The sequence below is a fragment of the Mycobacterium sp. SMC-13 genome, assembly GCF_045311035.1.
GTDB lineage: Bacteria > Actinomycetota > Actinomycetes > Mycobacteriales > Mycobacteriaceae > Mycobacterium.
Map to the genome: position 1 here is coordinate 136,298 of NZ_JBJIAI010000002.1, position 10,338 is coordinate 146,635.

Here is a 10,338-nt window from a genome sequence, read left to right on the forward strand (position 1 = left end):
GCGATCTCGGGGTGTGAGTGTGAGCAGGGATGATTACGCCCGCATCGGGTGCACTGAGCCATGTAGACGCTGACCTTGTGCACGTCAGTGAATCTGGGCTGAACCTCGGGCGCTTCACCGACTGGTTCATCGCCGTCTTCTGTTGCGTTCATTGCTTCTCCTCGGGTTCTGCGTGTCCTTTGCCGGTGAGGTGTCCGGTCTTGTCTCGGCAGCCCCGGTATTTGATTGGTCCGACCGTGTGCCACCACTGTTCGATCTGTTCGAGGTAGACGATCGCGACGCTGCAGTGTCGGCATTTGGTTTCGAGGGCGGCTTTGACGTCGGGACTATCGGGATGGGTGAGATTCATTGCGGCGCTTCGTTCCATCCAGACACCCAACGGTGACGCACCTCGTAGCAGTCCTCGGAATACTTGTCGCGCTTTACGATTTCGGCGGCCTCTCGGAGCGTGTAGGTGTCGAGGGTTACGACCGCGCCGGGGTAGTCGTCTTCTGGTCGCGGCGGGTAGTCGATCACCACGCCCCATTGGTCCGTGAGTCCACCTAGCGCCGTGTCGATCTCGGTGGCCAGCTCATCCAGCTTGCGGTCATAGTTCCAGGCGGGTGTGTAGTCGTTGGGCAAGAGAACACCTGCGCATCGCAGCACTTGAGAGATCACATCGCGGGCCGACTGCTCGCTCACCCTGCCGTCCCCTTCAGTTCGTTGTTTCTGGCCGTCCACGCCGCCTGCAACACGCCCCGATGACCACCCAAATCACGCGCCTTCAACTCGGCCCCAACCTTGTTCAACTCATCCACTGTTGCGGCCTCACTGATCGCACGCCCAAAATCCAGCGCATCGTCATCAGTGATCGCAGGCAGGGTCACAAGCGGTTCGACGGTGTGGCTTGCGCGTCTCCCCCGCGTAGATGTCAGCTTCACGGTGAACGGTTTGTCGCCGGTCGGAAGATGACTCATGTGCGACACCCTGATTCCGCCGACCGCATCGGAGCCGAAGCGAACCGTCTCATCGCGGTACAGGGTGACTCGCCTGCCCGTCCAGTTCGCGGCTTCGTCACCCCAAGCCGCGATCAGCAGTCGCAGCACAGTCAACGGTGGACGCCACACGCGACCCGACACTTCTGCTAAGGCGATGTCGTACTTCTGTTCTGCTGTACCAACTTTGACGCCTGTGATCGTGTACGTCATTGCGCTGCCGACGAAATCATCAGCGTTGAGCTGGTCGCTGCGTGGTTCTGCGGTGATCTTCACTTTGCGCCCACCTTCACTAGCTGCACATTCGAGATTTCGTCCGGCATGGTCAGCAGCCCGTCGCGTTGCTGATGAGTCGAGTGCTTAGTGCCGCGACGTTGTACCGGCCGCCAACATCCGGTGATTGGGTCTTTCATCTGCCAGGACAGCAACCACTCCTCGGTGTCCTCTTTGACGAATTTCTCGCCGCAGATGCAGAACTCGTCTAGGGGAGAACGGAGTTCGGGACAGGCCTGGCTGCCTGACCACACGCTGCTGTGCCCGTAGCCGCCACCCTTTGGGCATACGTAGGAGGTGTACGGCTCCAGGACGGCGAAGTGGATGTGGTCGCCCTGGTCGTAGGTCAGATGGCATGTTCCGCAGAGGCGTTTGCCGCCAGACCAATTGCGAGAGAACTTAAATATGTGAGCCGGGTGATTCATGCGAGTTTCAGCTCCCCCGTGATCATCGGATTGCGTTCGGTCATCGGCATGTTCACGGTTGCCTCGTCGTACAGGCGCATGATCTCGATGGCGTTGGCCTCGAATTGATGCACGGCCTTGATGATGGCGTCGGACCAATTCAGCGACGGGCGAACACGTCTCACCAGCATCGGCATACCACCGGACCAGCTGATGAAGTCACACCATTTGCGGCCGGATACGAGTAGGCCGCATTGGATTTGCGCCATGTACTCGGTCGGCACACCGTCAGCGAGAATCGTTGCTAGGTGCGATTTCTGGCGTGGGGCCTTCACTTCAATCAAGCCGTCATCACCGACCAGCCCATCAGGTGAGTACCCGATGCGGAATCCCCAGTCGTCGCGAACCATGAAGCCCGTGTACGACACCTCGGCGTAGTGCTCGCTGTACTTGTCGCACGCTCTAGGCTCTTCATCGATGCCCCTCTGCATGTCATCGTTGACGAACGTGGGCTCGGTGTATCCGGTGATGCGTTCGGCCGCGAGAAGCATTGTGAGGGTTCGCGATGTGTCGTTGCTCGCGGGTTCGATGATGAGCGGTGACGGCTGGCTCTTGGCATAGGCTGTGCGTTCGGGGTGCATCGACTGGACGGTCTTGCTCGGGTCGCGCAGGCTCAGGCAGTCGTTCGTAGCCTTCGCGCCGCACTTCGGGCAGTCGTAGTCGATCGCAGTCCGCCGGCCGATCGAAAGCAGGTTGCCGACAACCGATGCGGTGACCAGGCCGCGACGCTGGTTGTACCACTCGTCCGACCGCTGTTCGACGTCCGGGAAGGTGATCAGTGCCATGTGTGTTGTCTCCGTTCGTCTCTGTCGGCTTCTCGGGCGTCGTCTTCCCAGTCGTGGATTAGCGTCATCGAACGATCCTGTCCAAGTCGTTGTGCGTGAAAATGCTGTTCCTCAGTGCACGCGCTGCCTGTTCGGCATCGCCAATGTCTGCGAAATAGCCACCGTAGAAACGCTTTCCCTCGCGGGTGGCGTACACCGACCACCTCTGGCTGGCTTTATGCCAGGACACCCCGCGATATCCGGATGAATTGTGTCCATCCAAGTCGCGGTGCTGGCTGTTCTGCCGCTTGCTTACGAGCCTCAGGTGATCAGGTCGGACGCAAGCCCTGTTCCGGCAGCGATGGTCGATGCATTTGCCATCGGGTATGGCACCGTGGGTGAACTCGTACGAAATTCTGTGTGCCTTGTGGGTCCTGCCATTCATCCGGAACATGCCGTAGCCATCGGCGGCGATTGATGCCGTCCACTCCCAGCACTCCTGTAATTGGGGGTTGCACTGCGGGACCGGACCGGACTTGTTGACCTTGGCCCAAAACCTCACGTCAGCGGGGCCGTTGATTCGTCGAGCGCTCATCTCCACCCTGGCCGATCTTCGTCGCGTGCGTCTTCGGGGTCGCCTATGACGTCAGGTGACTTGTTCTGCCAGTAGCCGGGCTCCCATTCGGCGTCTCGTGCCATGCGGGCTTCGTGACGCTCCCAGGTGTCGTTCATCACTTGGGGTGCACCTTCGTTCGATCCAGCCACGCGTTCAGGTTGTCTCGGAGTTTCAAAACAGCCGACTCGTCCAATAGAACGGAATGCACATTGCGTGGCCCGATTTCAAGCGGTCCGTTCCATACGGACGCTGTTTGCATGCACACGTCCAAGCGCATCCACGGGCCGACGTGGGTGTCGGTATCGACAGGGGTCTCACTCAGCTCGAGATTGCCGGGGACGCAGAATGGGGCAACCCAACCTGTACAGATTGCGGCGGGCGTTTCGGCACCGTCCCCATCTGGGAATTGGTGTGGGTAGTGGTTGGACCAGCCTTCGATGTATGAGATGACTGTTCCGTCGTAGTTGTCGTCTTCGTCTGCACCGGCGACGGTCTCGGAGGCGTAGATACTCACGCGCCAACCCCTGATGCTCCTATGACGACTGGTGCGGCGATGATGGCGGCGTTGATGTGCGCGACGACATCCTTGAGGCGTTCGGTCTGTTCGAGGGTTGCGGTACCGGAATCGACCAAGTCCTGGAATGTTGTTCTCGCGTCATCCAATTCGGCGATGGCTGTTGCGACTTTGGGGTGCATCATGAGGTCGGAATAGCTCCCATCGGATAGCGGGCGAAGTCGGGGTTGAACTGTCGGCATCCGCAGTAGGTGCACGGTGCCTGGGTGCTGTTGTGGTGGTGGGCAAGGAAGCAGCCGCAGATGCATTGGACGGTGATGAGCGGCGGGATGTACCTCATGCGGCCTCGAATTCGAGTGTTGATCCGGTGCGCTGGGTGTAGGTCATGAGTGCGTCGAGCTGACGGCTGTCGAGGTGCCATCCGTCGGGCCACAGAGTGCCGGTGCGGTCTGTCACGACGCCTCCAGTTTGGCGATAGATACCTCTACGTCGTGGCAGTCGACGCATGTTGCCGATCCGCGGTATCGCGGGCAGCGGTCGTAGTCGATGCCGCAACGGTCGCATCTGCCGGGTGGTAGCTCACCTTCCTCTGTGGCCCTTCTCTTCCACCAGGTGGAGCTATATGCCTTCTGTGCTGCACGGCATTTCGGGCATCGGCACTTGTGGTTGCTGTAGCCGCCTGGTGTGCCGTGCCACGGTTCAGTTGCTATCGCGGTCATTGGGTAACCTTCTGGTGGGCTCGGATAGTCCCGTCGCGGTTGATGGCGTGGAGGCGTAGGCAGCGAGGGCATGGGTAGCGGACTCCAGCACGTGAGGGTGCGGTTTTGAACATTTGGTATCCCGATCCGGGGCAAGGGTCATTCATGTGAGGTGGCCCCGGATTTCCTTGCGTGGCAGCGTGACCGCGATTTCTCCGCCGAGTACGCCGAGGTCGACTGGGATCGTCAAGCAGATAACGTCAGCGTCGTGATCTGATGTCACGCGCACACGACCGGTCGTGACGATGTCCAGCGAATCCAACTCAGTCAGTTCGACACTGGCGCGCATTGAATCGAAATACGTTGTTGTCTCGGTCATGCGATTGCCCGTCGTTTCAGTGCAAGGCGTTCGTGGTAGTTCAGGCCGCCGTGGATGCCGTAGCGCTCACCCGTGTTGATGGCGTGGTGTAGGCATTCGAGGCGCACGGGGCAACCACGGCAGACGAGTTTCGCGCCGGCCTCCAACGACCGCTGACGTTCCTCCCGGCCAGTCCCAGGTGTTGCTTGCGGGTACCAGTTGTTGACGTTTTTGCCTCGGCAGGCAGCGTTCTCGCGCCACTCCTGATCGTGGATGGGTGCGAGTCGGGTGAATGAGACGCTGATGTGTGGAGGCTGGTAGTTGCCTCTTGTGGCGGCGGTCATGGTTCAACCTCTCGCTCGTGGTAGCAGTTGAAATCACAATCGGGCGAGCAGCGATACGGGCAACCGCCATCAGGACGCAGCGGAAGACCACGGTGAACGTGAAGAACACCCTTGCTGGTGATGTAGTAGTCGCGGCGGCAATACCCGCAAGTGCCGTAGCAATCGATCATGACCTTCCCGCGACGGAAAGTCTTCTCGCGATCAACGGCTGCTGCGGGTTGCGTCCCCGAACCTGGGCAGAGGTCGCTCATGGTTCGATCCCTGTGCGTTCGATGACGGCCCAGATGTCGGCTCCGACAACAGTGAAAGGCGATGGTGTACCGCCACACAGGTCTACCGCTATCTTGTGTGCCAGTTCGCTTGCGGTGGTGATGGCCTTGATGGTTTCGAGTGCGCCGCGCAGCTTCTCGACCTCGGCGTTGGCGGCCGCGAGTGAGCGGAGCAAGTCACCTTGCCTGGCCGACGCAGCCTGGTAGCCGTCACCTGGCTGAATCCCAAAGTCTTGGAACAGGCACAGCAAGGTCTCAGACCCCCACTCGCCATACTCCGGGATTTGCACGGACAGCCCCTGAAGACTTGTCTGCATCTCCAGCTCTTCAATCAACTCGCGCACTAAGCCGACCCGAAAGAAATCCTGCATCTCGTCAGCGCATCTGGTGGCATCGAGTGCTGCTTTGGCTCTGGCTACGACATCGCCGCTCATGACTGCACCGGCGTTTCGTGATCGGCTCGCGCAGTCGTCATCACACCACGACGAATGCGCCTCATTGCCGCAGTCACACGGCTTGATACCCAACGCTTTCCGCAGATCGGCAGCCAGTTCCGGGTACTCGGCGGCGCACGATGCGGCGTAGTACTCAAGTGCAGCCGCCGCGTGCGGGTCGCTGGTGTACGCCAGAACGAAGTACGGACCCTTCTGCTTACCGTCAACCCGCTCGACGCGATACTTCCCATACAGACCGCGCTGACGCTCATCGCCGCTCATTTGCCCACCACCCAGTGATAGAGCAGCGTCCCGATGGTCCAGCCGAGATGCGTGCTGAGAAGCATTGCGACATAGACGGACAGTGGGACGGTCTTGGGGATTCTGTTACTCATACCGCCCTCCCGCCGGCTTGGTTGCGGAAGTATTCGCCGGTCTTCGTCAGCAGCGGATACCACTCGGAACAAAACGTGGCGACGCTGTAATTCACCACCGTCACCGATTCCTCGGCCGTGAACCCTTGGTCCATGACGCCTTTCACGACGCCGACGACACCACCGATGCTGTGGTACTTCGCGACGGCTGGGCAGATGACCGACTGGCCGTATTCGGTGACGAAGCTGTACTCCTTCGCTGTCAACGAATCAGCCTGCGCGGCAGGGATGTTGAAGAACCCGACGACCGGGATCATGAGTGTGCCGGTGAGTGCGGCGATGGCGGTGATGGTTCTCATGCGTGCACCTCGGGTGTGTAGGACTGGTGGATTGCGGCGAGGGTGTCGGCGCGTTGGGTTTCGGTCATCCGGTGGAGGGCTGCGAGTTGATCGGCGACGGAGATCAGGCGGGGATCGATCATGTTCAGTACCAGTCGCTTCCGGCATTCTGAGTGAGTCGTTCGCGGGTTGGCAGGTAGAACTCGTTGTGGTCGAGGTACGCGTCTCGGGGCTCGTCGTAGTCGTATCCGCCCTCGAACCAGTCGAATCCGCGGTACTCGATGCGGACCCAAAGTGTTTCGCGTTCAGGTCGCACCGAGTAGTCGCACCCGGCACTCAGGAGTGCGTACGCCTGTCCGAGTTGCATCTGCGCACGGGCCGAGTCGCGATCGTTCCACTTCTCCTGTGGAACGAATCCGTCGCGGCAGATACCGAGCAGCTCTTCGCGTGTCGTCTGGCTCACTTCTCCCCCTCCGATTTCTGTTGCTTGGCTTTGGGTTTCGGTGGAGTCAGCGCTTTGGCGACAGCACCTTGGATGGTTTTGATGGTGTCGTGCACCGGATTCGCGGACGGTTTGCGGGGTTTCGGTTTGGTGGCGGTGACCGGAACGAGGGTTGGTTTGATCGCCGGGACAGCTGTCGGTTTCGGCGACTTCACCGGACCAGCAGCAAGACGCTGAGGAATCGCAGCGAAATCACGTGCCGCCTTACCGAACGAATCCACCAGCCCCTGAACCTGTTTCACCGCAACCTGTGGCGCCGGCGCGAACGTTGCCGCACCCGGTACGTCCTGGCCGCCCAACTTGAGGAACCCGGCAGCAATGTCATCGACCGGCTTGATCAACGTGCCGACAACATGCCCAGCTTGTGGACCACCAACCATGGTGGCTGCGATGACTGCGAGCTGTCCGTACGGGGTGAACGGGTCACGCAGTTTGATGACCGTCAGGTTGCCGGTTGTCGTCACCTCAGCGCCGTCATAGTTGATGCCCATCGCGCCATACGGGCCACCAGTCGCACCGTGATACGCAATGAACCCGGCAGCAGCGGCAGGCAACGTAAACGCCCATGTCCATGCGTATTTCGGGAAGTACGCAACCGGGTCCCACTCATGCGAGATCGACGTGATGTCCATGTTCGGATCCGTCGGCTGCTGTGGTGTGCCGCCCGTGACACCCGTCGTGGGTATCTGCTGACCAGGGAAACGAGCTGTCCCACCAGTACCAGGCGTGTCAGGATTCGAATACAACCGCACCGACAACCGCCGGCCAGCCAACCTCGGATCCGACAGTGCCCGGTAAATCACCATCGAGCCCTGAGAACCACCCGTAACCTGATCAACCTCAGGATGCGCAACCAGAAACTCCACCAACGAATCACGGCCCGTCGCAAGAGACTTATCACCCACACCAGGACCAAGAAGCGCCGGATACTGCGAGCTGTCACACAAGCACAACGCCGGGTCCGTACCGTAACGGCCGCCATCCAACCAACCCAGACCAATCGTCGCCGCCGCATGAGGGCGAGTTCCACCAGTACCAGGAACAAACACAGTCTCAGCACGAGCAGGGATAGACGAACCAGCAGCCAGGACAGCACCGGCAGCGACACACGCGAGAAGACGATTGGTGGTGGTCATGCTGTCACCGCCGACCCCAGCACCCGGCCGCACCAATCAGCCGCGAACCGATCCATCCGACCCTCAGGCACGGAATGACGCGACTGGACACCCGCCTCGTCGATCGCGTGCACCGTCCAACCAAAACAAGGAATCGGGAACAGCTCGGCATGGATCAGGACACGTTCATCGTCGTCGCGCACCCAGATGTAGGTGTTGATGTCCGTCTCATAGACGGTGACGCCATCGGGCAGGCTCATGCGGACACCTCAGCCGGAACGACCTGCTGGACAGCGCTATTGATCGCGGCCCACACCTCTGGCGTCAAGGCCCACGAGGCGTTACCGATACACACCACCACAGTGGCCGGCGACCGCCCACCCCAATCGAACACGCGACCGGGCCGGTACGTCACCCGAAGCCGATCCACCCCACGTAGGTAATCAGCAGACTCCGTGTAGCAACCCTCGGCGTCTATGCCGACAGTTGCCTCAATGGTTGGCTTTACAGGTAAACTGCTCTCTGGCATGCGAATCTCTTTCTCTTGTCAACCGGTCCGCGTCGGGGGCAATCCGGCGCGGACCGACCTACTTCTGAAACTTGTGGTCGGCGTTGCCGAATCAGCTGGTCTTTTTGCGCGCGTCGATTACGGCTTGCCGAACGAAGCAGTCCTTGGCCTCCAGCAGCTTCCGTAGTCCGGTGGTCAGCTCGGGACCCTCGCCGAGAACGCCGACCATGAACGCAGCGACCTCGGCGAGCTCTCTACTGACGTCTTGCAGGTGCGGCGGCAGGTGGTCGAAATCGAACAGGTCGATCAGGTGCTGGGTTGACGGATGAAGTGCCACGCGTGACTCCTTGGGATCGAACCGCTACTTCTGAAACTTGTTGGTGGCAGCAGCGATACGCACATCCGCCTCAACCATCGCCAGGACAAACCCGGCCACATGCTTCGCGTGCTGATGGAAACTCTTCGACCGGCGATGACACGCGCAGTAGATGCCGTCACCAGTGATGGATGCGACGTGATGGAACTCGACCAGCTCCTCGACGGGATGCCCCGAGGTGGGCGCGATCGGGGGTGCACTCACCTCGGGGCCACTTCCCGCCGCAACCCCAGCGGCAGGAAAACTCCACGGCTCCGTGACGTCCACGGCAGCCTCACGCTCGGTCAAACGATCAGCAGCCCGACGAGCAACAACCTCAGCACGCACCGAAGCCGAAGCAGGACAAAGGATCATGGACAGATCACGGACAATGGTTAGGACGTAACGAAGCCGGCGGATCATAATGCGGCCTCGGGGTTCTGCTCAATCAGCTTGAGGATGCGGGCACCTGCGTCGGCGAGTGACCATTCGCCGAACCGGTAGCCATCAACGGCGAACATGATCCGCTCAACCAAATCGCCGCGCGTGAGCTCGGCGCTCATGATGCAGCCTCCGCGCAATCTCGATGCCCTTGCGCTCCAGTTGCCTTGTTGCACTTAGGGCAATGCATACTTCCGCAGCGCTGGTATGCCGGTGCGTCGAAGTTGAAGTTGAACTGATCGGGGTACTGGGCGCAGTTGGTGTGATCGATCGACAACCACCACTCGCGATTCAGCCACGGATGCTCAGCGAACCATTCGTCCTCGCTCATGATGCCGCCCAGTCGTCTTCGGGGTGATCGTCGCCCGGATCATCCAGAACCGACAAACTCCGACGAAGCTGAGAGTTAGCCGCCCGCAACGCCTCAGACGCCAAACAGAACGCAGCCAGGACGAACAAACCCACAACGGCCGACCAGAACACCGCCTGCTGAAGAGTGCTCATGACCGCACCCGCTCGATACCAGCCCGCGCAATCGCCTGAAGCCGCTGCTCCGAATGAAACTCAACCGACGCCTCAAGCTCCTCGATGCGGCAACGCAACTCAGCGTTCTCCTCACGCAACACCGCACACTCATGCTCAAGACGCTCACGATCAGCAACACACTGATCCGACTCCGTGTGCGCAAACACCGTCTTCTTAATCCACGGCAACACAGACGAGTTCACGCGGACAACCTCCGCTGCGTCGTCTTGCACATCCCCGACGTCGACGGAACGCTCGGAACAGCAACTGGTTTCGGCGTCAACCGCTCGATAGCCGCGTCGATCTGGTCGGCAGTCCCCCGCCACTTACGGCCCGACTTGAACGCCAGACCCTCCAGCCGGCCACCCTTACGGAACTGCCGCTCCAACCACAACACATCGACCGGGTCATGCGAGCCACGAACGGCGTCCGCGTACTCCTCCAGCGAAAATGTCTTCACGGCTTGCTCCTC

General features: G+C 60.5%; 23 protein-coding genes. All 23 read right to left on the minus strand.

Features of this window, described 5'->3' with window-relative positions; all coding sequences use genetic code 11:
- Positions 1-148 precede the first annotated feature (148 nt).
- The 23 genes from ACJH6I_RS03715 to ACJH6I_RS03825 all read right to left on the minus strand — a co-directional run bounded on the left by ACJH6I_RS03715 (position 149) and on the right by ACJH6I_RS03825 (position 10,326).
- Positions 149-349 carry a hypothetical protein gene (locus ACJH6I_RS03715; protein ID WP_406783774.1) on the minus strand — a complete coding sequence of 67 codons (201 nt, stop codon included), beginning with the start codon at positions 347-349 and terminating at the stop codon, positions 149-151.
- On the minus strand, positions 346-681 hold the full coding sequence (locus tag ACJH6I_RS03720) for a hypothetical protein (RefSeq protein ID WP_406783775.1): 336 nt from the start codon (positions 679-681) through the stop codon (positions 346-348). The genes ACJH6I_RS03715 and ACJH6I_RS03720 overlap by 4 nt, the downstream gene beginning before the upstream one ends.
- Positions 678-1,250 carry a hypothetical protein gene (locus ACJH6I_RS03725; protein WP_406783776.1) on the minus strand — a complete coding sequence of 191 codons (573 nt, stop codon included), beginning with the start codon at positions 1,248-1,250 and terminating at the stop codon, positions 678-680. Before ACJH6I_RS03725 ends, ACJH6I_RS03720 begins: the two co-directional genes overlap by 4 nt.
- Positions 1,247-1,672 carry a hypothetical protein gene (locus ACJH6I_RS03730; protein WP_406783777.1) on the minus strand — a complete coding sequence of 142 codons (426 nt, stop codon included), beginning with the start codon at positions 1,670-1,672 and terminating at the stop codon, positions 1,247-1,249. The genes ACJH6I_RS03725 and ACJH6I_RS03730 overlap by 4 nt, the downstream gene beginning before the upstream one ends.
- Positions 1,669-2,496 (minus strand): lambda exonuclease family protein, encoded by an 828-nt coding sequence (locus tag ACJH6I_RS03735; protein ID WP_406783778.1) that lies wholly within the window; start codon positions 2,494-2,496, stop codon positions 1,669-1,671. The genes ACJH6I_RS03730 and ACJH6I_RS03735 overlap by 4 nt, the downstream gene beginning before the upstream one ends.
- 64 nt (positions 2,497-2,560) lie before the next feature.
- Entirely contained in the window at positions 2,561-3,070 is a 510-nt protein-coding gene (locus ACJH6I_RS03740) for an HNH endonuclease signature motif containing protein (RefSeq protein WP_406783844.1), read from the minus strand.
- A gap of 136 nt (positions 3,071-3,206) precedes the next feature.
- The gene (locus ACJH6I_RS03745) at positions 3,207-3,605 is read right to left on the minus strand and encodes a hypothetical protein (RefSeq protein WP_406783779.1); all 399 of its coding nucleotides are present in this window, start codon (positions 3,603-3,605) and stop codon (positions 3,207-3,209) included.
- A complete protein-coding gene (locus ACJH6I_RS03750; protein WP_406783780.1) occupies positions 3,602-3,790 on the minus strand; it encodes a hypothetical protein in 189 nt (62 codons plus the stop codon). The genes ACJH6I_RS03745 and ACJH6I_RS03750 overlap by 4 nt, the downstream gene beginning before the upstream one ends.
- A gap of 676 nt (positions 3,791-4,466) precedes the next feature.
- Positions 4,467-4,682, minus strand: a complete 216-nt coding sequence (locus ACJH6I_RS03755) for a hypothetical protein (RefSeq protein WP_406783781.1) — start codon at positions 4,680-4,682, stop codon at positions 4,467-4,469.
- Complete coding sequence (locus ACJH6I_RS03760) at positions 4,679-5,005, minus strand: WhiB family transcriptional regulator (RefSeq protein WP_406783782.1); 327 nt, start codon at positions 5,003-5,005, stop codon at positions 4,679-4,681. Before ACJH6I_RS03760 ends, ACJH6I_RS03755 begins: the two co-directional genes overlap by 4 nt.
- Before the next feature lie 247 nt (positions 5,006-5,252).
- Positions 5,253-5,990 carry a hypothetical protein gene (locus tag ACJH6I_RS03765; RefSeq protein ID WP_406783783.1) on the minus strand — a complete coding sequence of 246 codons (738 nt, stop codon included), beginning with the start codon at positions 5,988-5,990 and terminating at the stop codon, positions 5,253-5,255.
- A gap of 109 nt (positions 5,991-6,099) precedes the next feature.
- Positions 6,100-6,441 (minus strand): hypothetical protein, encoded by a 342-nt coding sequence (locus ACJH6I_RS03770; RefSeq protein WP_406783784.1) that lies wholly within the window; start codon positions 6,439-6,441, stop codon positions 6,100-6,102.
- A complete protein-coding gene (locus tag ACJH6I_RS03775) occupies positions 6,438-6,563 on the minus strand; it encodes a hypothetical protein (RefSeq protein WP_406783785.1) in 126 nt (41 codons plus the stop codon). The genes ACJH6I_RS03770 and ACJH6I_RS03775 overlap by 4 nt, the downstream gene beginning before the upstream one ends.
- Before the next feature lie 2 nt (positions 6,564-6,565).
- On the minus strand, positions 6,566-6,883 hold the full coding sequence (locus ACJH6I_RS03780) for a hypothetical protein (RefSeq protein ID WP_406783786.1): 318 nt from the start codon (positions 6,881-6,883) through the stop codon (positions 6,566-6,568).
- Positions 6,880-8,058, minus strand: a complete 1,179-nt coding sequence (locus tag ACJH6I_RS03785) for a PE-PPE domain-containing protein (protein ID WP_406783787.1) — start codon at positions 8,056-8,058, stop codon at positions 6,880-6,882. Before ACJH6I_RS03785 ends, ACJH6I_RS03780 begins: the two co-directional genes overlap by 4 nt.
- Positions 8,055-8,297: a hypothetical protein gene (locus ACJH6I_RS03790; RefSeq protein ID WP_406783788.1), complete on the minus strand. Its 243-nt coding sequence runs from the start codon at positions 8,295-8,297 to the stop codon at positions 8,055-8,057. The genes ACJH6I_RS03785 and ACJH6I_RS03790 overlap by 4 nt, the downstream gene beginning before the upstream one ends.
- A 360-nt stretch (positions 8,298-8,657) precedes the next feature.
- The gene (locus tag ACJH6I_RS03795) at positions 8,658-8,882 is read right to left on the minus strand and encodes a hypothetical protein (protein WP_043984944.1); all 225 of its coding nucleotides are present in this window, start codon (positions 8,880-8,882) and stop codon (positions 8,658-8,660) included.
- Positions 8,883-8,906: 24 nt separating this feature from the next.
- The gene (locus ACJH6I_RS03800) at positions 8,907-9,125 is read right to left on the minus strand and encodes a hypothetical protein (RefSeq protein WP_406783789.1); all 219 of its coding nucleotides are present in this window, start codon (positions 9,123-9,125) and stop codon (positions 8,907-8,909) included.
- Positions 9,126-9,319: 194 nt separating this feature from the next.
- Positions 9,320-9,463, minus strand: coding sequence for a hypothetical protein (locus ACJH6I_RS03805; protein ID WP_406783790.1), 144 nt, complete (start codon positions 9,461-9,463; stop codon positions 9,320-9,322).
- The gene (locus tag ACJH6I_RS03810; RefSeq protein ID WP_406783791.1) at positions 9,460-9,672 is read right to left on the minus strand and encodes a hypothetical protein; all 213 of its coding nucleotides are present in this window, start codon (positions 9,670-9,672) and stop codon (positions 9,460-9,462) included. The genes ACJH6I_RS03805 and ACJH6I_RS03810 overlap by 4 nt, the downstream gene beginning before the upstream one ends.
- Positions 9,669-9,845 (minus strand): hypothetical protein, encoded by a 177-nt coding sequence (locus ACJH6I_RS03815; protein WP_226518938.1) that lies wholly within the window; start codon positions 9,843-9,845, stop codon positions 9,669-9,671. The genes ACJH6I_RS03810 and ACJH6I_RS03815 overlap by 4 nt, the downstream gene beginning before the upstream one ends.
- The gene (locus tag ACJH6I_RS03820; RefSeq protein ID WP_406783792.1) at positions 9,842-10,069 is read right to left on the minus strand and encodes a hypothetical protein; all 228 of its coding nucleotides are present in this window, start codon (positions 10,067-10,069) and stop codon (positions 9,842-9,844) included. Before ACJH6I_RS03820 ends, ACJH6I_RS03815 begins: the two co-directional genes overlap by 4 nt.
- Complete coding sequence (locus tag ACJH6I_RS03825) at positions 10,066-10,326, minus strand: hypothetical protein (protein WP_406783793.1); 261 nt, start codon at positions 10,324-10,326, stop codon at positions 10,066-10,068. Before ACJH6I_RS03825 ends, ACJH6I_RS03820 begins: the two co-directional genes overlap by 4 nt.
- Positions 10,327-10,338: the final 12 nt, after the last annotated feature.